Source organism: Pedobacter sp. KBW06 (genome assembly GCF_003852525.1).
Taxonomy (GTDB): Bacteria; Bacteroidota; Bacteroidia; order Sphingobacteriales; family Sphingobacteriaceae; genus Pedobacter.
Genome location: NZ_QAJL01000003.1, coordinates 198,271 through 221,029 on the forward strand (window position 1 = coordinate 198,271; position 22,759 = coordinate 221,029).

Consider the following 22,759-nt stretch of genomic DNA (forward strand, 5'->3'; position numbering starts at 1 on the left):
GGCCATGAAGAAAGTCACCCTGGACCTTTCCGGAAATAAAGTACAACTTTTGGAGGCTGATGCAGCACTCTCTTTCAGGCCTTTTATGGAATACCTCAGAAAAAGGATTGCAAAAGAGAAGACGGTGAGAAAGTCTTATTATCAGCAGGCACTGAAGGCATTTGAAAATCAGGCCGGGTCTGAAAAAGACATTCCACTGGAAAACATCCATGAGTATGAGCTCTTGCTGGAGTACATGTACGCCTGCCTTTCTCCGGTTCAGGATGACCAGGAATTTATTGCCTGGGGACTGTGTTTCCCCTTGCAACCCATTAATTTCTATGGAACGGACTCGCTGTATGAACTGCTAAAGAACAAACTGGATGAGAAAGAGGAAATTCTTGACGACAGAACTCCGGAAGACATTAACAGGGAAAGGCTGAGGTATGTTTATGCTTTTATCCTGGGCAAGCTTTACGACTTTCATATTCCGCTGCCAAAAGAAAAATATCATGCCAGAATCAATCATGAGACGGGCTTACTGAATTACTATCATGTGCTTGTCAATACGGACTTTATAGAGGTTAGCGTAAAAGGAGAGCTCCCAAAATTAGATTTCAGGGAGGTCCATGAACACCTTGGCCAGGGCATGGGATATGAAATGCTGGAAAACATCCTTCCCCTTGATATTTTTCAGTTCCGGGGGATCTCTATACTTACCGTAAGAGATGTGACGGCTCAAATGGCCGTAGAGAACATCAACAAAATGCGGTTAAACCGTGTTCCCGGAGAAGAAGATGAAGGTTATCAGGTCGTCATGCAATCCTTAAAAAGTCTGCTGCAAAATAGCCGGATTGAGTTTGATTTCTTTCCGTTTGTCAGGGTCAACGACAAACCGGTATATGGTTATGAAAAAGGTGGTACGGGAATTCTATTTTCTGTATGGGGCGAAAAAAGACTTAGTCCCGACGCGTTTCAACAACTGGCTTCTTCTTATATCGCCAATCCGAATTCCTTTTTCTCTCCGGATATTACCAAAGAGGACCTGAAACAATTTGCATTCCTGGTCAGCTTTATTGAATTAGGCATCAGGTCGCTGGCGCTGATTCCCTTATTTTACAACCAGACCCTTGTAGGGGTATTGGCTGTCCATACTTATGATGGTGAATTTTTCAATGAATCGGCCCTGGCCCGCCTGGAGCCAGCCTTTCCACCGATTGCGCAATTGCTGCAGATTTATGTTAACGAGTTCAATCTTGAAATAGAAAATATCATTAAGGAAAAGTTTACTTCCATCCAGCCTTCTGTGCAGTGGAAGTTCAATGAAGTGGCCTGGCATTACCTCCACAATAAGAAGAAACACCTTCCTGAACGAACAGAGTCTATTTATTTTAACGCGGTTTATCCGCTGTATGGGGCCATAGACATCAGAAATTCAACGATAGAAAGAAATATTGCCAGCAGGGCCGATCTGGAACACCACCTGAACCTTCTTTCTGAAACCTTACAATCCCTGACGCTGAATCACAGTTCTTCCCTTATGGAGGAGATGATCTTTAACTGTAAAAAATGGCAGTCTGCACTGAATGATGAGCACTGGAATACGACAGAAGAAAACAACCTGAACAACTTCCTTAAAACGGAGATGATTGACTATCTGAACCATCTTGCCCAACAGGATCCAAAAACACAGAAAGTCGTTCAGCATTACCTGGACCGTTCTGTGAAAACAGATGGGGAGGTCCATAAAAACAGGTATGCTCTGGAAGTGTCGATGCAGATGATCAACAATGCCGTGAACAATTATTTTGAGGCAGAAAAGGAGAAACTGCAACAGCCTTATCCCTGCTATTTTGAGAAATTCAGGACAGATGGTGTAGAGTACGACATTTATATTGGCCAGTCTATCGCTCCGAAAAAACCTTTTAACCATTTTCACCTTAAAAACCTGCGCCTCTGGCAGCTCTCTTCTATGGCAGCCATTGCAAAGCTTACCCATTCCCTCCTACCGGGCATGCCAAAGAAACTTCAAACGACACAACTCATCTTTGTACACAATCAGACCATCGACATCAGTTTCCGTTCGGACGAGCGCAAATTTGACGTAGAGGGGGCCTATAACATCAGGTATCAAATGATCAAAAAGCGAATTGACAAAGTATTGGTCAGTGAAACCGGAGAGCGCTTAACACAACCAGATAAACTGGCGATCATCTATTTTAGCAAGAAAGATGTGGAAGATTACCTTCCATTTATACAATACCTGCAGGAAACCGGGGTTTTTCATCCGGAACTGGAAGAGCTGAACCTGGAGGATGTCCAGGGTTTGAGCGGATTGAAAGCATTGAGGGTCGGGATTGTGCAGGCGTAGTTTCCGATGATGATTTTTCATGGCCAACTTATTGTTTGAATTTTATAACTTTATAAAATGAACCATACGGAAACTATTGAAGAATTTTATAAACGTGTTCCACAAGCCAATGCCGCTGGTCTTCGGTTAAACAATGCCGGAGCAGGTCATTTTAACGTCTATACCAGGAACCTGTGCAGGGTTCAGACGCCCTATAGCCGCCGTGATTTTTACAAGGTTTCCCTGATTCTCGGCGAAGGGATCCTTCATTATGCCGATAAATGGATTGCCATTGACCGCCCCGCATTGCTGTTCTCCAATCCGGTAGTTCCCTATTCCTGGGAGCCTTCTTCGGAAAAACAGGAAGGTTGGTTTTGCCTGTTCACGGAAGCTTTTGTAAATGCAAATGAACGTAAAGACGGCCTTCAGGACTCCCCTTTGTTCAGGATTGGCGGCAATCCGGTTTTTTTCATCAATGAAATACAACAGGAAGAACTCTCCGCTATTTTCAGAAAGATGGTCCTGGAAATGGACTCTGAATACACCCATAAATATGATTTGCAGCGCAACTACCTGCACCTGATCATCCATGAAGCCATGAAAATGCAGCCGGCAGGAAGCTTTGAAAAACATGCCAATGCACCGACCCGGATTACCAGTCTTTTTATGGAGCTGCTGGAAAGACAATTTCCTATTGACAGTCCGGAGGAAGCATTGCGCTTAAAAACAGCGAATGATTATGCACAAAGTTTGTCTGTACATGCCAACCACCTGAACCGCTCGGTAAAAGAAGTGACCGGCAAAACCACTACCGCCCTGATCTCAGAACGGATTACCAAAGAAGCGAGGGCACTTTTGCAGCATACCGACTGGAATATTGCTGAAGTGGCTTATAGCCTTGGCTTTGAATACCCGGCTTATTTCAATCAGTTTTTCAAAAAACAAACGGGTGTCACCCCGGGAGATGCACGAAGCATGACTGTTTGATTATTATAATCATCTGTTTGAATCCTATAAACAGCACAAACCCATATCCAGGTACTTTTGATATATAAAACAACGACGATATGAAATACAGAAATCTAGGAACAACAACAGAAAAACTATCTGCCATTGGATTGGGATGTATGGGTATGAGTTTCGCTTATGGTCCGACAGACGACACAGAAAGCATTGCAACCTTACATAAATCATTAGACTTAGGGATTAATTTTTGGGATACTGCCGATATGTACGGCAATGGCCTCAATGAAGAACTGATCTCAAAAGTCCTTGTTCCCAACAGGGATAAAGTATTTATTGCCACCAAATTCGGTTTCCGCTTTAAAGACGAAAATGCAGGGGCAGGCAATGTGAACGGCACTTACTTTGACGGCTCTCCGAAATGGATCAAAATTGCCGTAGAAAACAGCCTCAGACGCTTAAATATAGACACCATCGACTTGTATTATGCACACCGTATAGACCCGGATGTGCCTGTTGAAGATACAGTAGGTGCCATGGCCGAGCTGGTAAAAGAAGGAAAAGTACGCTACCTTGGATTGAGTGAAGCTTCGCCGGCTTCTATCCGGAAGGCACATGCCATCCATCCTATTGCGGCTTTACAAAGCGAGTATTCCTTATTGACCAGAGATGTGGAAGGGGAAATCCTGAATACCGTAAACGAACTGGGTATTTCTCTCGTTCCTTATTCCCCATTGGCCAGAGGATTGGTGATCAATACCACAGACATCAGCAGTCTGCATGAAAGCGATTTCCGCAGAACTTTACCGCGTTACAGTGGAGAGAACCTGGAAAACAACAAATCTCTATCCAATGATTTTGCCGCACTGGCCAAAGATAAAAATGCAACTCCTGCCCAGCTGGCGATTGCCTGGGTATTGGCACAGGATGATCAGATCATTCCTATTCCGGGCACAAAAAAAAGGAAATACCTGGAAGAAAATGCAGGTGCTGTAGACCTGGATCTTTCCCCATCTGATTTAAAGGCAATTCAGAAAGTGATTGAGCAATATCCGAATACAGGTGCACGCTATAGTGAAGGCGCAATGAGAATGGTCAACAATTAGTTAAAAGCTTTTTGTATTCAAATAATAAGGCCGGGAAGTGATTGCTTCCCGGCCTTATTATTGATATCTTGATATCTTTAATTAATGATACTTTTAAGGTGTTTATAATTGGATTTCACGGTATCCAGTACCTCATCAAACTTCCCTCCCAACATGAGTTTAGTCATCGAAAGGGCCATGCCTTTCATCATTTTAAATTCTATTTTTGGTGGCATTGCCAATGCGTTGGGATCGGTCATGACATTGACCAATACCGGTCCGTTGTGCAAAAAGGCTTCTTTTAGCAACAACTCCAGGTGATCAGGATCACTGATCGTCATTCCTTTGATCCCCATCGCTTCTGCTACCAATGCAAAATCAGGGTTTACCATATCGGTTTCCGCATCGGGTAATCCGGCAACTTCCATTTCCAGTTTTACCATGCCCAATGAACGGTTGTTAAATACAACCAGCTTAATTGGCAGGTTGTATTGCTTAATTGTTGCCAGGTCTCCAAGCAACATCGAGATCCCGCCATCGCCACAAAGTGCCACGACCTGTCTGTCCGGGCTGGAAAGCGCAGCACCGATGGCATGAGGCATGGCATTGGCCATAGACCCATGGTTAAAGGAACCCAACATGGAACGCTTACCTGTAGCATCAATGTATCTGGAGCCCCATACACAGCACATTCCCGTATCTACGGTAAAGATCGCATCCTCTGCGGCAAGCTTGTTCAGTTCAAAAGCAACTGCTTCCGGATGAATGGCATCGATTTTACCTTTATCTTCCACATAGGTATGGAGGTGTTCTTTTACTTTCTCATAAACTTTCAGCTGGGCATTCAGGAAACTGTCGTCTTCATTGGGGTCCAGTAAAGGAATCAAAGCAGCTAAACTCGCTTTGATATCACCATGCAGGCCCATTTCCAGTTTTGCCCTTCTCCCCAGACGCTCCGGCTTAGTATCAATCTGGACCAGGACCTTATCCTGAGGAATAAAAGGAACATAAGGGAAATCCGTACCTAAGAGAATGACAAGGTCACTTTCATGCATGCTATGATAAGCGGAAGGCAAGCCCAATAAGCCTGTCATCCCAACTTCATAAGGGTTGTCGTATTGAATCCCCATTTTGCCACGGAAAGAATAACCAACAGGCGCTTTCAGCATTTCTGCCAGTTTAACGACTTCATCATGTGCCTCTGCCGCCCCTATTCCACAAAAGATGGCAATCTTTTTATGCCGGTTGATCAGTTTCGAGAGCGCCAGTAATTCTTCGTCTGCGGGCCGGATCACTGCTTTTGAAAAGTAGGTCCTGTCTGCCGACATGTTCTCCACCGCATCCATACTGCTCACATCGCCTGGCAGGCCTAGCACCGCCACTCCTTTATGATGAAAAGCATGCTGCAATGCCGCCTGTGCCATTCTTGGCAATTGAGCCGGTGTGGTTGCGATCTGGTTATAATGACTGCAATCGTCAAAAAGTTTGGTGATATTGGTTTCCTGGAAATAACCAGAACCAAATTCTGTGGTGGCACAGGTAGAAGCAATGGCCAGAACCGGGGCACCTGCACGGTGTGCATCGTAGAGGCCATTGATCAGATGAACATGCCCCGGACCACTACTGCCTGCGCAGCAGGCCAGGCCATGAAGCTCTGCTTCTGCAGCCGCAGCATAAGCACCAGCTTCTTCATGCCTCACATGAATCCACTGGATATCCGGGCTCCGCCTTACGGCATCATTTAACTCATTCAGACTATCGCCTGTTACGGCATAAATACGCTTAATACCTGATTGAATCAGCATATCGACCAATTGCTCTGCAACTTTCTTTGACATATCTCAATTTTTAATGTTTAAATAAAATCGCAGATCTCAGAAATTTAAGATGGATATTATCAGTTGTTATAACATCCATCCTCTTGCTATGGTTTTAGCTAAAAGCGTTTAAATCCGACTCAGGTAGCCGCGCAGTTCTAAAACACGTTTTTTAGTGAGCTCAAGATAGGCGGAAGCCAGTATGATCCGCTGCATCGTTCCGCCTCCGGAGTATTTATCTTCAGTCAGCAGTACATTCATTTTTCTTTCTGAATCTCTGTATTTCAACCAGTTTTTCTGTACTTCTACCAGTAATGGCTTATCCTTGGCTTCCAGCACTTTGAGTACTTGCTGATAATACCTGTTCAGTAAAAGATCATATTCCTTTTCTGCGTCATAAGCTGCCTCTACCATTCCTGCAGTAGAATAATCAATGGCAAGCCGCTGTTTCATGAACTGCTCAATTTTGGTCGTATCTGTTTTAAACTCCAGGAAATCTTTATCCTCATAGTTATCCTTCTCCGGTTTTGCAAGCCATTTTTTCAACTGCTCATCTGCTGCTTTATGGGCTTTCAGCTTCATCCGGGCCAGATCCTGCTCATTGATTTGTCTCGGGAGCTGTGCCATACCTGTGCTGAAAGAGAACAGGCCAATGGCCAATAGTAGAGGTAATTTCATTTGTATTTTTCTTTGGATAAGGATTAACCCATCAGTTCTTTCATCAGCTTATCAAAAGCTTCTTTCATTTCAGCCAGTTCCTGTTCTACTTTTGCCAGCCGGCTTTCGATTTCACTTGCAGGCTTACTATAATGTTCTTCCTCATGCTCTTCCTGATTAAGATCCGGGGTTCCCGCAAGCAAATGCGTATACCTCATTTCTTTTTGTCCGGCTTTTCTTGGCAGTTGCAGGATGTAAGGCTGCTCAGCATCAGAAAGACGCTCCAATACCGATTGTACTTCTTCCAAAGATTCAAATTCATATAAGCGTCCGGAATTGGTATTCAGTTCGCCCGGGGTTTGAGGGCCCCTGAGCATCAGCAGGCAAAGCACCGCTACCTCTTGCGGGGTAACAGGAAAGACTATTGCAAAATTATGTTTGTATTTAACGCTGCGGCTTGATCCACCGGTAGCGGTAGAAATCAGTCCTTTTCTTTTGAGTACATCCAGCGTCAGTACCACCGTTTGTTCATCGTACTGAACGACAGGTTTCCGGGAAGTTTTTTGATTACAGGCCGCAGTAATTCCATTGATCGTCATTGGATAATACTCCGGTGTCGTTTTTGATTTCTCCATCAATACGCCAAGAACACGAAGCTCTTCAGCGTTTAATACGGGCAAAGTTTGTGTAGATTCCATGCCTAAAGATAAAAATTAAGGTGGAATGCCGTTTCTCTTTTGATTTCTTTTAAGACAAAACTGCTGCTTAGGGTGGAGATATTTGATAAGGATGACAAGTGCGTGACCACAAAGGTATGGTAGTCGTCGACATCATCAACAACAATCTTTAACAGGTAATCTTGTCCGCCGGCAATACACAAGACTTCCAATACCTCTTTAAATTGGGTTACCGATTCTTCAAAGTTCTTCAGGGTCTCGATAGACTGCTCTTTTAACGTCACAGTGCACAAGACCAATAAATGTTTACCCAGCTTTTCCCGGTTCACCAGGGCCACATATTTTTCGATATACCCTTCCGCTTTGAGCCGCTTAATCCGTTCATGGGTAGGCGAAACACTCAGACCAATCTGCTCTGCGATGTCTTTAGTGCTCAATGAAGCATCTTTTTGCAGTATATTCAGGATCCTGGTGTCGAGTTTATCTAATTTATAAATCATTGCATTTTACTGAAATGGGATTCAGCAGAATACAAATATGAGGCTTTTTACTGCTAAGGAAGCATTCTACAGGATTTTTTATTGAATATAATATAATCAAAGGAAAATATATGGTACTTATCTAATTTTGAAGAATTAAATACCAACACACCGCCATGAAAACTCAATTAAACACCAAGGATAACGAGCGTTTAAGCACCTATATGCAGTTAGCTGAGGAACGTTCAAAATACTTTATTGGTTATCCTATCGCTCAGGATTTCGATTATTCGGAACTCTACCCCCTTTTAAAATTACCCTTAAACAATGTCGGAGATCCCTGGGTCGAATCGACCTACGACCTGAATTCCCGTTCTCTGGAGCTGGAAGTGCTTGAATTCTTTGCCGAGCTGTTCAATGCACCCGCTAAAAACTGGTGGGGATATGTAACCAATGGTGGTTCTGAGGGGAATCTATACGGCCTGTATGTAGCGAGAGAGCTGTATCCTAACGGAATTGTTTACTATTCAGAAGCCACTCATTATAGCGTTCAGAAGAACATCCAGTTGCTCAATTTGCGCAGCATCGTTATCAGGACACAGAAAAATGGGGAAATGGATTATGAAGACCTCAATGAAATGGTTCAGATGCACCGGGATCAGCCAGTGATCATTTTAGCCAATATCGGGACAACGATGATGGAAGCCAAAGACGATTTGCAGCAAATTCAGCAGATCTTGCGCAGACAGGCTATCAAAAACCATTATATCCATTGTGATGCCGCACTTGCAGGTACTTACAGCGCATTGCTGGACCTGAAACCTGGTTTTGATTTTAACCATGGGACAGACAGCATGGCCATCAGCGGGCATAAATTTATCGGTTCCCCAATTCCCTGCGGATTGGTGCTGGTAAAGAAGAACTATAAAGACAGAATTGGCAAAGCCATTCCTTATATCGGAACAGTAGATACCACGATTACCGGCAGCAGAAATGGACATAGTCCGGTTTTCATGTGGTATGCATTGAAAAAATTAGGGAAAGAAGGATTGAAACAACGTGCGCTGGAATGCCTGGAAACCGCTGCTTATACGGTAAAGAGCATGAACGACATCGGGATTCCTGCATGGACAAACCCTTCGGCCCTTACCGTTGTGTTTCCTGCCCCTTCTGTTGAGCTGCGACAAAAATGGCAAATTGCAACGGAAGACGGCAACAGCCATATCATCTGTATGCCCGGCGTAAGCAAAGCACAGATTGACCATTTTGTGTCAGATTTGTTCGCGGAAATTAGCCTTAAGGCAAGCGTCGCGCTATAAAAACCAAAGCAAATAAAAAGGCAGGGAATTTATTCTTTGCCTTTTTTATGCCTTTATTTTTCAGTTAAGAAGCTAAGATCTGATCGATCTTTTGAAGTTCATCTGCGCTGAAAACGATGTTATTCAGGCATTTTAATGAATCTGCCAGCTGTTCAGGTTTACTTGCGCCAACCAGTACAGAAGTGACACGTTCATCTCTCAGAATCCAGGAAAGGGCCATCTGTGCCAGTTTCTGACCACGTCCTGCAGCGATGGCATTCAGCTCATTGAGCTGTCTGATTCGATCCGGGGTAATCTGGTCCTGCTGTAATGCGCCATGCGATTTAGCTGCTCTGGAATCCAATGGGATCTCTTTCAGGTATTTATCCGTCAGCATTCCCTGGGCAAGGGGAGAAAAAGGGATACAACCTACGCCTTCATTGCCCAATAAGTCCAATAATCCGCCTTCAATCCAGCGTTCATACATGGAATATTTAGGTTGATGAATCAGACATGGTGTTCCAAGATCTTTCAGGATCTGAATGGCTTTTGCCGCTTCTTCTTCCGCCTGGTAATTGGAGATCCCTACATATAATGCTTTTCCCTGACGTACAATCAGGTCCAGGGCGGCCATGGTTTCTTCCAGTGGTGTTTCCGGATCCGGGCGATGGTGATAAAAGATATCTACATAATCCAGTCCCATCCGTTTCAGGCTTTGATCCAGACTGGAAACCAGGTACTTTTTGGAGCCCCAGTCGCCATAAGGTCCGTCCCACATGGTATATCCGGCTTTGGAAGAAATGATCATTTCATCCCTATATCCTTCGAAATCTCTTTTCAATAACCTGCCAAAATTTTCTTCAGCGGATCCCGGAGGCGGGCCATAGTTATTGGCAAGATCAAAATGAGTGATTCCATTGTCAAATGCCAGTTTTAAGATATTGCTGCAATTCTCGAGCTGGTCTACATGTCCGAAATTGTGCCATAAACCTAAGGAGATTGCGGGCAGCTTTAATCCGCTTTTTCCGCACCTGCGGTATTGCATTTGAGAATATCTGTTTGGGGCAGCAATATAAGACATAGTTTTTGAGGGGAATGGGGGTATAGGATATGGGAATAAGCATCAGTAGCCATACCTGATGGCTACTGATGTTCGAATGAATCGATATTATTTATCGCTGTTCTTTTTTTCTGTTACTTCAGTACGGATTTCCTGTGCAAGAACTTTTAAATCCTGCATAGCTTTACGTACTCTTGTTCCTGCTGCACTGTTTCCTGCATTATAAAACTTCTCTGCATCAGCTTCAACAGAAGCTAGTAATTCTTTAACTTTTGAAAATTTTTCCATGTTTTGATTATTTAATTTATAGCCAAATATATATTATTTTGGAAATAAACGTACATAACTTAGCTTCTATTGCGCTTTTTCTGCTAAATCTCTGTCATTTCCCTGATTTTTTGGCTTCATTTAACCTGCACAGAGGCCCCTGGAACGCTTTTCAGGGACGCAGATACAGCTTCTCCTGCATAAAATCAAGGCGTCCGGCAAGGGAATTATAGGCTTTTGTGGCCTGTTCTTTCAACCTTTCAGTAAACAGAATTCCGTTCAAATGATCCGTTTCATGCTGGAAGATCACCGCTGTAAAACCTTCAATAATTTCTTCTTTTGCCTTGCCCTGCTGATCAAAATAACTCAGCCTGATGGCATGATGACGGACCACCTCTCCTACCGCGTCCGGAATGGATAAACACCCTTCGGTGCCTTTCCTTAACAATTCCGATTTCCAGCTGATTTTTGGGTTCAGGTACAGTTCAAAAGGTTCTCCTTCCTTGTCATAGCGCTTTACCCAGATGATGTTACGGTTAATGCCTACCTGAGGCCCTGCAATTCCTATTCCCGGGCGGGTTACATCCCGCATGGCGAGGTACATGCGCTGTGCCAGCACCTTGATCAAAGGATCTTTGGGATTGATATCTTTGGAAACTGTGGTCAGTATCTTCAACTCTTCGGCTTCGGTGATCTGAGTGACCCGCAGCATCGTTGCGCTATCCCCGGAGAGGATAATTGATTTTTCGTTATTGGTAAAGCCCTGTGTGAAGCCGGAGACAGGTTTAAAAATCAGGAAGCCCAGCAGGGCTAAAAGGAATGTTCTCATCATATGATACCTATAGTCTGACTAAGGTAATGATTTAAAATAAAACGCTTTTTACTTTGAATTTGTAAAAAAGCTACCGAGATTAGCAAAAATGAAACAGAAAACCGGTCTATATAAAGCAACACTAATGACTTATAATAAAAGTCAGCTGCAGGTATATGCCCTTTTCAAAAGGTTTTTCAGGGAGAACTATCCCTTTGGCTTTACTTACCAGATAACGAGTAAAGACTTTATTAATTAAGCCCCGAATCATTTCTTTTATACCTTCGATTCAGGGGCCTTCTTCTTCTGATCAATTCTGCTATTTAATATTTTAAGCAAGAGGAACCTTCTGTTTTGCAGGTTTCTTTTCACAAAGACTGATCTTTTACGCGATAATCCTGTTGCGTTGCCCTTCATTTTTCAAAGCAATTAAATATTTTTTTACATCAAGACATTTAAAACATGGAAACAAAATCATTATCACTGTCAAAAAGCGATTTAAAACTCTTAAAAGAACACCTGGACAAATCCAACATGAGCCCTTACAATAAGGAAAAGCTGAGACAGGAAATTAAAGAAGCCACCATTTATGCCGACCAGGAGCTTCCTGCCGACGTGGTTTGTCTGAAATCTGAAGCCAGGATCGCCAATACCAAAACCGGTAAGGAATTTACGTTCAGAATTGTGATGCCGGAAGAGGCAAACATCAAACTACAGAAAGTATCTGTTTTTGCGCCAATCAGTATCGCCCTTTTCGGATACAGAACCGGAGACATCATTAACTGGGAGATGCCCGATGGCATTCAGGAGTTTAAAATACTGGAAGTAAAGAAGATTTCCTAACTCCTCCTGCCCGCTTCAAAGCCGCATTCCATGCCCCCTCAAAGCCAGGATTGTCAGGAATGCGTCTTTGTTTGGAAAATATTCTAAAATAGATAGAAAATATTCCTACATTTGAAATAACAAAAATGAAGTATTATGGCAAGCACTCCAAAACCCTACAAAACTAAAGCTAAAGTATCGGTAGTTGCTGAAGCTGCGCTCATCGCGCCTTATCAATCTTTGTATACCAATTCAATCAGTGTACTTACCAGCGCTAAAAACGGCTTATCGGCAAAGGCGGCATTAGACTTCCTCACGCTTTCCGGCTTTACCAGGGAGGAGTTTCAGGATACCTTTAAAACAAATGTAAAAACAATAGAAAATTATGTGTCCAATGCTTCCAAACTGGATGCTTCCTTAAGTGAAAAACTGCTCAAATCTTTCTCCCTTTTCGAAAAAGGGATCGAAATTTTTGGAACCGCAAAAGCCTTTCACCTTTGGCTGGACACACCTTCTTACGGCCTGGGTAATCAGATTCCTTTTAACCTGATGGATACCATTACCGGAATCTCCCTGATAGAAGAAGAATTAATCCGCATTGAATACGGTGATTTAGCATAAGATGCAGGTATTTCGTATCGCCCTCACAAAATATGCCGGCGCTTTAATGGCCTCAGGCAGAGCTGCACGCTGGAACCCGAATGAAGTAGAAGTGATCTATAGTGCAGGGTCACGCTCTCTGGCCTGCCTGGAAAATGTGGTCCATAGAAACCAGATCGGGCTGAACAACTCCTTCCAGGTGATGACCATTGAAATTCCTGATGACATCATGATTCAGACGATTGAGCTTAAAAAGCTCCCTGCAAACTGGGTCGATTTTGAAAATATGCCACTCACACAGGAAATTGGTGAAAACTGGATAAAACAGAGCAAATCAGCAGTATTAAAAGTCCCCTCTTCCATCATCCCTGCAGAATACAATTACCTGATCAACCCGCAGCATCCGGATTTTAAGTTCATCAAACTGTTAAAATCTGAATCTTTTGTATTTGACAAAAGGATCAAGCTATAAAGGGATTACCTTCCGGCCATTTTGATCATGCGCTGTGCCAGGTCTTTTCCCAGATAACCATCAATGATGCCATGAACGAGGTATAATATCGGGGTCATCAGAATGGCGACGATAAACTTATAGGTGTAATTGACCAATCCGATGGCAGCCACCATTTGCCAGCTCCAATGGTATTGAGGGTTGAGGTAAAAGGCAATAAAGATTACCACAAAGCTATCGATACACTGAGAAACTACGGTTGAACCCGTTGCCCGCAGCCATAAGGCCTTATCCCCAGTCACCTTTTTTATCTTATGGAAGATGAGTACATCGGCGATCTGTCCGATCAGGAAAGCAATGATAGAGCCTACAATGATCCACATCCCCTGTCCGAATATCCCCGCAAAAGCAGCATTCATATTGAGCTGATGCCCCTGAATGTTCTGGTTTACCCAAAAGTCTGATGGCGTCAGTTTCATCGCAGCACCTACAATAAAAAAGGCATAAGCAATCAGTACTGCGGTTAAGATCGACAGAAACCGCACCTGTCTGACTCCAAAATATTCATTGATAATGTCTGTCATGATGAAGATCAATGGCCAGGTCAATACGCCTGCAGACATGTTAAAGGAAAGATTGGGTACCCCCAATAAATTAATGTCAAACTGCTTGATGCCAAGCGTCCCCTCGACCGTAAATATTTTTACTCCGATAAATTCTGAGAGAATGGCATTGGCGACAAAAAAAGAGCCTAAAACGAGCAGCAACCTGCTTTCTTTTGTTTTAAAAGTCATAGCAGGATGAAATTATTAAATAAATCTGATATAAGAGGATAAATATTATTTCTATTTTCGTTGTCACATGATATCTACTCAATCAAAACTACCTGGAACAGGCACGAATATTTTTTCGGTCATGTCCAAATTAGCCGAAGAACACAAAGCAATTAATCTTTCTCAGGGATTTCCTGACTATGACTGCGATCCTAAACTAATTGAATATGTAGCGGATGCAATGAAACAAGGATTTAATCAATATGCCCCTATGACTGGCCTTCCGGTCTTAAGGGAGTTGATTTCTGAAAAGATGAATAGTCTTTATGGCGCAGATTACCATCCTGAAACAGAGGTTACCGTTACCGCGGGTGGTACACAAGCGATATTTACCGCTTTGAATGCTTATATCAATGCCGGGGATGAAGTGATCATTTTTGAGCCTGCATACGACTGTTATGCACCCACGATCAAAATGCTCGGTGGTTTGGTGAAACCTTATCAGCTCGCCCCGCCAAACTACGAGATCGATTGGGAAATGGTGAAAAAGCTATTTTCTGCCAATACCAAAATGATCATTTTAAATAGCCCTCAGAATCCAACGGGTTGTGTTTTATCAGAAAAAGACATTAAAGCGCTCATCAAACTGACTAAAAACACCGACATCATGATTTTGAGTGATGAGGTCTATGAGCATATTATTTTTGATGGTAAAAAACACCAGAGTGTGGCCTTATACCCTGAACTTCGGGAAAGAAGCTTTATTGTGGCTTCCTTCGGCAAATTACTCCATACTACAGGCTGGAAATTAGGCTATTGCCTTGCCCCTGAAGCGCTGATGAAAGAGTTCAGAAAAGTACATCAGTTTAATGTATTCAGTGTGAATACCCCAATGCAGCTGGGTGTAGCAAAGTACCTGAAAGATCCGCAGAGCTATCTTGGATTATCGGCTTTCTTCCAGCAAAAACGCGACTTGTTCCGTTCCCTGCTTGCCGAAACCAAGTTTAAATTATTACCTTGCAACGGTTCTTATTTCCAATGCGTTAGCTATGAGCACCTCAGCGATGAAAAAGATGTCGCTATGGCCGAAAGGTTAATTAAGGAGTATGGCGTAGCCGCTATACCGGTTTCTGCCTTCTATATCCGGAATACGGACCACCATGTTTTACGTTTTTGTTTTGCTAAAAAGCAAGAAACTTTGGAAAAAGCCGTTGAAAGACTAGTTAAATTATAATTTACATCCCCTTAAATTAGAATAATGGAAAGTCCAGATTACCTGAATATTAAAAACCTGAAGATCACTATTTTTCAGGCCTACCTATTTTGGGAAAATATTGACAAGAACCTTCAGAACTTATCTTTGAGATTATCATCGGGTGTTAAAGAAAAAACAGACCTGATTATTCTTCCCGAGATGTTCAATACCGGATTTAGTATGAATGCGGAGGCACTTGCCGAAGAGATGGGTGGAAAAACCATGCAATGGATGAACGAAATTGCACAGAAATACGAATGTGTGGTTACCGGAAGTCTGATCATTAAAGAAAACGGACATTATTATAACCGCATGATCTGGATGCTTCCGGAAGGCGGATACAGTCATTACGACAAAAGGCACCTCTTTGGTTTAGGTGAAGAAGATAAAACCTACACCCCCGGAAATGATAAAGTGATCGTGGAATTAAAAGGCTGGAAAATCCGCCTTGCGATCTGCTATGACCTTCGTTTCCCGGTTTGGCTGCGCAACCAGAATGAAGAATACGACATCCTGTTGTTCGTTGCCAGCTGGCCGGATAAACGCGCCATACATTGGAATGCGCTCATCCCTGCCCGGGCTATCGAAAATCAAAGCTATGTGATCGCCGCTAACCGCGTAGGTCATGATGGCAAAGAAGTATACCATAGTGGTCAGTCTCAATGTATCGATCCTATGGGTAAAACCGTGTATTACAAACCTGAAGATGAAGATCTGTATACCTTCAGTATCGGTTATGAAGAACTTGTAAAAACCCGTCAAAGCTTCCCTTTTTTAAAGGATGCCGACAATTTTAATATCATTTAACCCAACAAACAAGACTAAACCAAACCATGTTTAACCGTAGAAAATTTATAAAAGCATCTGCGCTTTCCGCTTCGTTACTGGCCATCGACAGAACAAGCGCGGCGGCGATGATCCCTGCTCCTTCTTCCCATGAACCCGTAAAACCGATTGTGATCTCTACCTGGGATTTCGGTATTGCAGCCAACCAGGCGGCATGGAAAGTGCTTTCCGCTGGGGGCCGGGCTTTAGACGCGGTGGAAAAAGGTGTCCACGTTCCTGAAGCTGACCCAAAAAATCAGTCGGTAGGATATGGTGGTCTACCGGACAGAGATGGTCATGTGACCCTGGATGCCTGTATCATGGATGATTTGGGCAATTGCGGTGCGGTAGCAGGTTTAGAACACATTATGCACCCGATATCTGTGGCAAGACTCGTGATGGAAAAAACGCCACATGTGATGCTTGTTGGTGATGGTGCGCTTCAGTTTGCACTGGAAAACGGCTTTAAAAAACAGAACCTGCTCACTAAAGAAAGTGAAAAAGCATGGAAAGAATGGTTGAAAACGGCCAAATATGCGCCGGTCATGAATATAGAGAACAAACTTTACGATAAAGCTGCTCCCACTAAATTGCCGGGAAATCAATATAACCATGATACCATCGGTATGCTGGCCATTGATGCCAAAGGAAACATCTCCGGTGCCTGTACGACGAGTGGAATGGCTTATAAACTCCATGGACGTGTAGGCGACAGCCCGATCATCGGTGCAGGTTTATATGTAGACAATGAAGTTGGGGGTGCTACTTCTACCGGAGTAGGCGAAGAAGTGATCCGCAATGTAGGCAGCTTTTTAGTGGTAGAACTGATGAGACAGGGTTATGCTCCGGAAGATGCCTGTAAAGAAGCCGTAATGAGGATCATCAAGAAGAAACCAGAGATTGCAAAAGGCATTCAGGTAGGTTTCCTTGCTTTAAACAAAAAAGGTGAATACGGAGCTTATGCCATTCAAAAAGGCTTCAGTTATGCGGTATGTACCAGTCAGAAAGACGACTTGCTGATCCCTGGGAAAAGCTATTATTAATATTTTTCTTTTTATAAAATGATTCAAATGGAAGTTTGCGCCAACTCCCTATCCTCTGCCCTTGCGGCTCAGGAAGGTGGCGCTGTGAGGGTAGAATTTTGTGACAACTTACATGAAGGTGGCACGACTCCAAGCTACGCCCAGCTAAAGCTCGCAAAAGAAATGCTGCACATTCTTGTTTATCCGATCATCCGGCCGAGAGGTGGAGATTTTTTATATTCGGACCTGGAGTTCCACATCATGAAAGAGGACATTAAAATGTGTAAATCTTTAAATTGTGATGGTGTAGTGATCGGGATTCTAAAAGCAGACGGCAGTATTGATAAGGAAAGATGCGCGGAATTGATTGCGCTGGCAAGGCCGATGAAGGTCACTTTTCACCGGGCTTTTGACATGTGTAAAGACCTGGAAAAAGCTTTAGAGGAGCTTATTGAACTGGGCTGTGAAAGGATATTAACTTCGGGAGCTGCAGCTTCTGCGCTTTTGGGTGCAGAGAAGCTAAAAGGTTTAATCACCCAAGCTGCCGGAAGGATCAGCATCATGCCCGGAGCAGGCGTCAAAACAGAAAACATTGCAGAAATCATCCGGATTACGGGAGCAAAAGAGTTCCATGCTTCGGCAAAACATGCCGTAAAGAGCGATATGAAATTCAGAAATCCAGGATTGAGTATGGGGACTTCCGTAGATGAGTTCAGCTTTGACCTGACAGATACCGCAACGGTAAAAAAACTGATTGAACTCGCCAACAGCAATAAATAACGCCATAATTATCGATAATAATGATACAAAAACTGACCAGCACAACCTTAGTTGTTGCCCTGTTCTTTTCCATCAGCACTGCTCAAACTAAAAAAGATTATACGCAATATGTAAATCCATTTATCGGAACAGGTGGCCACGGACATACTTACCCCGGCCCTTCTATGCCCTTTGGCATGATTCAGCCTGGCCCTGACACCCGCTTAACGGGATGGGACGGTTGTTCCGGCTACCACGATACAGACAGCGTAGTTTACGGGTTCTCACATACCCATTTAAGCGGCGTTGGGATTCCTGATTACGGAGATATCCTGTTCATGCCGACTATAGGGAAACCAGAGTTTCAGAATACGGCTTATGCCTCTCCTTTTCAAAAGAAAAATGAAAAAGCTACGGTAGGCTATTATGCGACGAGACTTGACAAATATGGCATCGATGTAGCCCTGACAAGCACCAGAAGAGTTGCTTTACACCAATATACCTTTCCTGCTTCCAAACAATCGAATATCATCATTGATTTAAAACACAGAGACCGGGTACTGGATTCCTGGATCGAAGTGGTCAGCCCGACTGAAATCCGCGGATTCAGAAGATCCAGAGCCTGGGCAAAAGACCAGCCTGTTTATTTCTATGCGAAGTTTAGCAAGCCTTTCAAGTCTTACGGTATTGCGGTTGATGATGTCGTACAAAAAGACCTGAAAAAGGCATCCGGTAAGAACATCAAATTATTTATACAGTTTGACACCAGGGCTGGTGAAAACGTGCTTTCAAAAGTGGCCATCTCGGCAGTAAGCGCGGAAGGTGCCTTAAAAAATCTGGATGCAGAAATGAAAGGCTATGATTTTAAAGGTACTGTGGCTAAAGCTAAAACGATTTGGAATACTGAACTTTCCAAGATTGAGGCAGAGAGTACCGACCAGAAACAACTCCGTACTTATTATACCGCATTGTACCATAGTTTCCTCAACCCCAATTTATTTATGGATGTGGACGGGCAATACCTGGGTTTGGACAAAAAAGTGCACCGGGCGGTCGGCTTTGAGTACTTTACCGTTTTCTCCCTATGGGATACCCACCGTACAGAACATCCGCTCCTTGCGCTGATCGACAGAAAAAGAACACTGGATTTCATCAAAACCTTTCTGGCCATGTACGATCAGGGAAAATTGTTACCGGTATGGGAACTGGCCTCGAATGAGACTTTTTGTATGATTGGAAACCATTCCATTCCTGTGATCGTAGATGCCTATGCCAAAGGAATCCGGGATTTTGATGCAGAAAAAGCCCTTGAGGCGATGAAAGTCTCCGTCAACAGGAAACAATTCGGCATTGACCTTTACGCTGCGCAGGGCGCTGTGCCTTCCGATAAGGAAGAAGAATCGGCGTCGAAAACGGTAGAATACGCCTATGACGACTGGTGTATTTCGGAATTTGCCCGCATGCTGGGTAAAAAGGAAGACCAGGACTTGTACAGCCGCAGGGCACAATACTGGAAAAATCTCTATGATCCGGAAACAGGCTTTATCCGTGCCCGTCAAAACGGAGGTTTTTACAAACCTTTTGAACCGACAGAAGTCAACAGCAATTATACGGAAGGCAATTCCTGGCATTATTCCTTCAGCACCCAGCAGGATGTCAATACCCATATGGAATTTATGGGCGGAGAACCTGCCTATCAGGAAAAGCTGAATGAGTTGTTTACGACAAAAAAAGGATTGACAGGCAGGGCTCAGGACGATATCGCCGGTTTAATCGGGCAATATGCACATGGCAACGAGCCGAGTCACCATATGTCTTATTTGTTCAATTACACCAGACATCCGGAAAAAACAGCGCATTATCTCCAAAGAATTTACAGGGAACAGTATCATGATCTGCCTGATGGCTTGTCGGGAAATGAAGATTGTGGCCAGATGAGTGCCTGGCTGGTCATGAGTGCGATGGGCTGGTACCCGGTATCTCCCGGCAACAACATTTACAATATCGGCAGCCCCTGGTTTAAGAAACTAACAGTACACCTGGAAAACGGGAAAAAGATCGTGGTGAATGCGCCTTCCCTTAGTCAGGACCGCTATTATACTTCCGGGCTAAAATTAAACGGAAAACCTTACGGAAAACTGTTTCTGAATTATAATGACCTTGCCAGTGGCGGAACGCTTGATTTTGAGCATTCGGCAAAACCGGATATGGATTATTTAAATAGTCTGGAGAAGCCGGTGATGAAGATCAGCGGACAGCTCATTACCCCTAACCCATCGATTAATGGTCCTTCTGCTATTTTCAAAGGAAAACAAAGCATCAGCATCAGCAATTCGCTAAAGGACGCAGAGATCTATTATACCACCGATGGCAGTACACCTTCTGCGGCTTCACTTCGTTATACTCAGCCTTTTGAAATCGACAAAAGCATTCAGATCAAAGCCATTGCTTATAAAGCGGGTTATGTAAACAGTTTCCCTGTGGAAGCCTCCTACCAAACCGCAGATCAGCACTATACGATAACGGTTAAAACTGCCATTAATCCTACTTTTACCGGCGGTGGAAACCAGGCGCTGATTGACGGCATCCGCGGAACGGCGAATTACAAAATCGGGGACATCTGGCAAGGCTTCAGAAGTCCGGAAATTGAGGCTGTTGTAGACCTTGGTTTGAAGAAGAAAGTGAACATGGTAAGCATCGGCGCATTGCAGGATACCAATGCCTGGATCATCATTCCTGCGGAAGTGAGTTTTTATGGCTCTTCAGATAACGTTCATTTTGTAGAAATCGGCAAGGTAAAATCAAGGGTTGATCCGAAAGATGAAACTCCGCAAATTCAGGAATTTAGTGCCAAAGCAGGCATAGAATGCAGATATATTAAGGTGGTAGTCAAGGCTTATGGCATTCTTGGCGACTGGCATGATGGTTCAGGTGAGCTGGCCCATTCTTTCTTTGATGAAATTACGATAAATTAATCGACTCAAAATCCTATATTTGCGCCACTGATGAAGCACATACGTAATTTTTGCATAATTGCACATATTGACCACGGTAAGAGCACCCTGGCTGACCGTTTATTGGAATATACTAAAACCATTACCCAACGTGAGTCTCAGGCTCAGTTGCTGGATAATATGGATTTGGAGCGTGAACGCGGCATCACGATAAAAAGCCACGCCATTCAGATGAACTACACCGTAGATGGACAGGAATATGTTTTAAACCTGATCGATACTCCCGGACACGTAGATTTTTCTTATGAAGTTTCCCGTTCAATCGCTGCCTGTGAAGGTGCATTGTTGATCGTTGATGCTTCGCAAGGGATTCAGGCACAAACGATTTCCAACCTATATCTTGCTTTAGAGCATGATTTAGAGATCATCCCGATCCTGAACAAAATGGACTTACCGGGCGCGATGCCTGAAGAGGTGAAAGATCAGATCATTGACCTGATTGGCTGTAAGCGCGAAGAGATCATTCCTGCATCCGGAAAAACCGGATTGGGGGTAATGGACATTCTTCAGGCGATTATTGACCGTGTCCCTGCTCCTGTTGGAGAACCGGAAGCGCCATTACAGGCCTTAATCTTTGACTCTGTATTCAACTCTTTCAGAGGAATTATCGCTTACTACAAAGTAGTGAATGGTGAAATCAGAAAAGGTGATAAAGTAAAGTTCATCAATACCGGTAAAGAATACCTTGCTGATGAAGTAGGTGTACTAAAATTAAACATGTTGCCTAAGGACGTGGTGAAAACCGGGGATGTAGGTTATATCATATCAGGAATTAAAGAAGCGCGCGAGGTTAAGGTTGGAGATACGATCACTAACGTTGCCAGGCCTTCATTAGATTCCATTCAGGGATTTGAAGAGGTGAAACCAATGGTATTTGCGGGAATCTATCCTGTAGATACAGATGAGTTTGAAGAACTTCGTGAAGCGATGCATAAATTGCAGCTGAATGATGCTTCGATTGTATTTGAGCCGGAAAGCTCTGCAGCTTTAGGTTTCGGATTCCGTTGTGGATTCCTTGGAATGCTGCACATGGAGATCATCCAGGAGCGTCTGGAACGCGAATTTGATATGACGGTAATTACTACTGTTCCCAACGTATCTTATGTTGCCCATACCAGTAAAGGTATTGAAGTCATCGTAAACAACCCTTCAGACCTTCCTGATCCAAGTAAACTGGATTTTGTGGAGGAGCCTTTCATCAAAGCAAATATCATTACCAAAGCTGAATTTGTTGGTCCGGTAATGTCATTGTGTATTCAGAAAAGAGGAACCATCGTGAACCAGTCGTACCTGACTTCGGACCGTGTGGAACTGATATTTGAAATGCCTATGGGTGAGATCGTTTTCGATTTCTACGATAAACTGAAAACCATCTCCAAAGGATATGCTTCTTTCGATTACCACCAGATTGGCTATAAGCAATCTGACCTGGTACGTCTTGACATTCTATTGAATGGAGAGCATGTAGATGCTTTATCGTCCTTAATTCACCGTAGCAATTCATATGACTTTGGAAAAAGAATCTGTGAGAAATTGAGGGAATTGATTCCGAGACAACAGTTCGAGATTGTAATCCAGGCTTCTATCGGTGCAAAAATTATCGCCCGTGAGACCGTAAGGGCTTTACGTAAAGATGTAACAGCCAAATGTTATGGTGGTGATATCTCCCGTAAGCGTAAACTTTTGGAGAAACAAAAGAAAGGTAAAAAACGGATGCGTCAGGTAGGTAACGTGGAAATTCCACAAACCGCTTTCATGGCCGTACTTAAATTAGATTAATTTTCAGGGCAATGCC

The 22,759-nt window shown here is 43.5% G+C and carries 21 protein-coding genes; 13 read left to right on the plus strand and 8 right to left on the minus strand.

From position 1 onward, the window contains the following. Positions 1-4 precede the first annotated feature (4 nt). The 3 genes from DBR43_RS15650 to DBR43_RS15660 all read left to right on the plus strand — a co-directional run bounded on the left by DBR43_RS15650 (position 5) and on the right by DBR43_RS15660 (position 4,398). Positions 5-2,350 (plus strand): GAF domain-containing protein, encoded by a 2,346-nt coding sequence (locus DBR43_RS15650; protein ID WP_124582440.1) that lies wholly within the window; start codon positions 5-7, stop codon positions 2,348-2,350. A 57-nt stretch (positions 2,351-2,407) separates the two neighbouring features. After that, positions 2,408-3,316 carry a helix-turn-helix domain-containing protein gene (locus tag DBR43_RS15655; protein WP_124582442.1) on the plus strand — a complete coding sequence of 303 codons (909 nt, stop codon included), beginning with the start codon at positions 2,408-2,410 and terminating at the stop codon, positions 3,314-3,316. Positions 3,317-3,396: 80 nt separating this feature from the next. Next, complete coding sequence (locus DBR43_RS15660; RefSeq protein ID WP_124582444.1) at positions 3,397-4,398, plus strand: aldo/keto reductase; 1,002 nt, start codon at positions 3,397-3,399, stop codon at positions 4,396-4,398. 77 nt (positions 4,399-4,475) lie between these two features. Here the strand turns inward: DBR43_RS15660 and DBR43_RS15665 are convergent, their stop codons facing one another. The 4 genes from DBR43_RS15665 to DBR43_RS15680 form a co-directional block, all read right to left on the minus strand. Continuing rightward, positions 4,476-6,215, minus strand: coding sequence for a thiamine pyrophosphate-dependent enzyme (locus DBR43_RS15665; protein WP_124582446.1), 1,740 nt, complete (start codon positions 6,213-6,215; stop codon positions 4,476-4,478). 108 nt (positions 6,216-6,323) lie between these two features. Continuing rightward, positions 6,324-6,872, minus strand: a complete 549-nt coding sequence (locus tag DBR43_RS15670) for a lysozyme inhibitor LprI family protein (RefSeq protein WP_124582448.1) — start codon at positions 6,870-6,872, stop codon at positions 6,324-6,326. 23 nt (positions 6,873-6,895) lie between these two features. After that, positions 6,896-7,549 carry a YceH family protein gene (locus DBR43_RS15675; RefSeq protein WP_124582450.1) on the minus strand — a complete coding sequence of 218 codons (654 nt, stop codon included), beginning with the start codon at positions 7,547-7,549 and terminating at the stop codon, positions 6,896-6,898. A 2-nt stretch (positions 7,550-7,551) separates the two neighbouring features. After that, the gene (locus DBR43_RS15680; RefSeq protein ID WP_124582453.1) at positions 7,552-8,028 is read right to left on the minus strand and encodes an Lrp/AsnC family transcriptional regulator; all 477 of its coding nucleotides are present in this window, start codon (positions 8,026-8,028) and stop codon (positions 7,552-7,554) included. A 155-nt stretch (positions 8,029-8,183) separates the two neighbouring features. Between DBR43_RS15680 and DBR43_RS15685 the strand changes: the two genes are divergently transcribed. Beyond that, positions 8,184-9,326: a histidine decarboxylase gene (locus tag DBR43_RS15685; protein ID WP_124582455.1), complete on the plus strand. Its 1,143-nt coding sequence runs from the start codon at positions 8,184-8,186 to the stop codon at positions 9,324-9,326. A 64-nt stretch (positions 9,327-9,390) separates the two neighbouring features. Here DBR43_RS15685 and mgrA read toward each other — a convergent pair whose 3' ends face one another. The 3 genes from mgrA to def all read right to left on the minus strand — a co-directional run bounded on the left by mgrA (position 9,391) and on the right by def (position 11,464). Continuing rightward, the gene (gene mgrA, locus DBR43_RS15690; protein ID WP_124582457.1) at positions 9,391-10,386 is read right to left on the minus strand and encodes an L-glyceraldehyde 3-phosphate reductase; all 996 of its coding nucleotides are present in this window, start codon (positions 10,384-10,386) and stop codon (positions 9,391-9,393) included. 87 nt (positions 10,387-10,473) lie between these two features. Then, positions 10,474-10,653, minus strand: a complete 180-nt coding sequence (locus tag DBR43_RS15695; RefSeq protein WP_073228855.1) for a histone H1 — start codon at positions 10,651-10,653, stop codon at positions 10,474-10,476. 151 nt (positions 10,654-10,804) lie between these two features. Then, positions 10,805-11,464, minus strand: a complete 660-nt coding sequence (def, locus tag DBR43_RS15700) for a peptide deformylase (protein ID WP_199757065.1) — start codon at positions 11,462-11,464, stop codon at positions 10,805-10,807. Between the two features lie 441 nt (positions 11,465-11,905). Between def and DBR43_RS15705 the strand changes: the two genes are divergently transcribed. The 3 genes from DBR43_RS15705 to DBR43_RS15715 all read left to right on the plus strand — a co-directional run bounded on the left by DBR43_RS15705 (position 11,906) and on the right by DBR43_RS15715 (position 13,337). Beyond that, a complete protein-coding gene (locus DBR43_RS15705) occupies positions 11,906-12,286 on the plus strand; it encodes a GreA/GreB family elongation factor (RefSeq protein WP_124582459.1) in 381 nt (126 codons plus the stop codon). 135 nt (positions 12,287-12,421) lie between these two features. Further along, a complete protein-coding gene (locus tag DBR43_RS15710) occupies positions 12,422-12,886 on the plus strand; it encodes an antitoxin Xre/MbcA/ParS toxin-binding domain-containing protein (protein ID WP_124582461.1) in 465 nt (154 codons plus the stop codon). 1 nt (position 12,887) lies between these two features. Beyond that, the gene (locus DBR43_RS15715) at positions 12,888-13,337 is read left to right on the plus strand and encodes an RES family NAD+ phosphorylase (RefSeq protein WP_124582463.1); all 450 of its coding nucleotides are present in this window, start codon (positions 12,888-12,890) and stop codon (positions 13,335-13,337) included. Positions 13,338-13,342: 5 nt separating this feature from the next. On the opposite strand, the gene DBR43_RS15720 is transcribed toward DBR43_RS15715, so the two are convergent. Then, a complete protein-coding gene (locus DBR43_RS15720; RefSeq protein WP_124582465.1) occupies positions 13,343-14,110 on the minus strand; it encodes a queuosine precursor transporter in 768 nt (255 codons plus the stop codon). Between the two features lie 67 nt (positions 14,111-14,177). Here DBR43_RS15720 and DBR43_RS15725 point away from each other — a divergent pair, with 67 nt between their 5' ends. Genes DBR43_RS15725 through lepA form a run of 6 tightly spaced genes read left to right on the plus strand, consistent with a single transcriptional unit; the run spans position 14,178 to position 22,743 of the window. Next, positions 14,178-15,323, plus strand: coding sequence for a methionine aminotransferase (locus DBR43_RS15725; protein ID WP_124582467.1), 1,146 nt, complete (start codon positions 14,178-14,180; stop codon positions 15,321-15,323). 24 nt (positions 15,324-15,347) lie between these two features. Next, positions 15,348-16,151 (plus strand): nitrilase family protein, encoded by an 804-nt coding sequence (locus tag DBR43_RS15730; protein ID WP_199757066.1) that lies wholly within the window; start codon positions 15,348-15,350, stop codon positions 16,149-16,151. A gap of 26 nt (positions 16,152-16,177) precedes the next feature. Then, complete coding sequence (locus tag DBR43_RS15735) at positions 16,178-17,212, plus strand: N(4)-(beta-N-acetylglucosaminyl)-L-asparaginase (RefSeq protein WP_124582469.1); 1,035 nt, start codon at positions 16,178-16,180, stop codon at positions 17,210-17,212. A 27-nt stretch (positions 17,213-17,239) separates the two neighbouring features. Next, positions 17,240-17,971, plus strand: coding sequence for a copper homeostasis protein CutC (locus DBR43_RS15740; protein ID WP_233602989.1), 732 nt, complete (start codon positions 17,240-17,242; stop codon positions 17,969-17,971). 20 nt (positions 17,972-17,991) lie between these two features. Continuing rightward, a complete protein-coding gene (locus DBR43_RS15745) occupies positions 17,992-20,925 on the plus strand; it encodes a GH92 family glycosyl hydrolase (protein ID WP_124582473.1) in 2,934 nt (977 codons plus the stop codon). A 30-nt stretch (positions 20,926-20,955) separates the two neighbouring features. Beyond that, the gene (gene lepA / locus DBR43_RS15750; protein WP_124582475.1) at positions 20,956-22,743 is read left to right on the plus strand and encodes a translation elongation factor 4; all 1,788 of its coding nucleotides are present in this window, start codon (positions 20,956-20,958) and stop codon (positions 22,741-22,743) included. Positions 22,744-22,759: the final 16 nt, after the last annotated feature.

Bases quoted from the DNA above. Each gene is read 5' to 3' on its own strand.
- DBR43_RS15650 (WP_124582440.1), top strand. From the start codon at position 5: ATGAAGAAAGTCACCCTGGACCTTTCCGGAAATAAAGTACAACTTTTG.
- DBR43_RS15655 (WP_124582442.1), top strand. From the start codon at position 2,408: ATGAACCATACGGAAACTATTGAAGAATTTTATAAACGTGTTCCACAA.
- DBR43_RS15660 (WP_124582444.1), top strand. From the start codon at position 3,397: ATGAAATACAGAAATCTAGGAACAACAACAGAAAAACTATCTGCCATT.
- DBR43_RS15665 (WP_124582446.1), bottom strand. From the start codon at position 6,215: ATGTCAAAGAAAGTTGCAGAGCAATTGGTCGATATGCTGATTCAATCA.
- DBR43_RS15670 (WP_124582448.1), bottom strand. From the start codon at position 6,872: ATGAAATTACCTCTACTATTGGCCATTGGCCTGTTCTCTTTCAGCACA.
- DBR43_RS15675 (WP_124582450.1), bottom strand. From the start codon at position 7,549: ATGGAATCTACACAAACTTTGCCCGTATTAAACGCTGAAGAGCTTCGT.
- DBR43_RS15680 (WP_124582453.1), bottom strand. From the start codon at position 8,028: ATGATTTATAAATTAGATAAACTCGACACCAGGATCCTGAATATACTG.
- DBR43_RS15685 (WP_124582455.1), top strand. From the start codon at position 8,184: ATGAAAACTCAATTAAACACCAAGGATAACGAGCGTTTAAGCACCTAT.
- mgrA (WP_124582457.1), bottom strand. From the start codon at position 10,386: ATGTCTTATATTGCTGCCCCAAACAGATATTCTCAAATGCAATACCGC.
- DBR43_RS15695 (WP_073228855.1), bottom strand. From the start codon at position 10,653: ATGGAAAAATTTTCAAAAGTTAAAGAATTACTAGCTTCTGTTGAAGCT.
- def (WP_199757065.1), bottom strand. From the start codon at position 11,464: ATGATGAGAACATTCCTTTTAGCCCTGCTGGGCTTCCTGATTTTTAAA.
- DBR43_RS15705 (WP_124582459.1), top strand. From the start codon at position 11,906: ATGGAAACAAAATCATTATCACTGTCAAAAAGCGATTTAAAACTCTTA.
- DBR43_RS15710 (WP_124582461.1), top strand. From the start codon at position 12,422: ATGGCAAGCACTCCAAAACCCTACAAAACTAAAGCTAAAGTATCGGTA.
- DBR43_RS15715 (WP_124582463.1), top strand. From the start codon at position 12,888: ATGCAGGTATTTCGTATCGCCCTCACAAAATATGCCGGCGCTTTAATG.
- DBR43_RS15720 (WP_124582465.1), bottom strand. From the start codon at position 14,110: ATGACTTTTAAAACAAAAGAAAGCAGGTTGCTGCTCGTTTTAGGCTCT.
- DBR43_RS15725 (WP_124582467.1), top strand. From the start codon at position 14,178: ATGATATCTACTCAATCAAAACTACCTGGAACAGGCACGAATATTTTT.
- DBR43_RS15730 (WP_199757066.1), top strand. From the start codon at position 15,348: ATGGAAAGTCCAGATTACCTGAATATTAAAAACCTGAAGATCACTATT.
- DBR43_RS15735 (WP_124582469.1), top strand. From the start codon at position 16,178: ATGTTTAACCGTAGAAAATTTATAAAAGCATCTGCGCTTTCCGCTTCG.
- DBR43_RS15740 (WP_233602989.1), top strand. From the start codon at position 17,240: ATGGAAGTTTGCGCCAACTCCCTATCCTCTGCCCTTGCGGCTCAGGAA.
- DBR43_RS15745 (WP_124582473.1), top strand. From the start codon at position 17,992: ATGATACAAAAACTGACCAGCACAACCTTAGTTGTTGCCCTGTTCTTT.
- lepA (WP_124582475.1), top strand. From the start codon at position 20,956: ATGAAGCACATACGTAATTTTTGCATAATTGCACATATTGACCACGGT.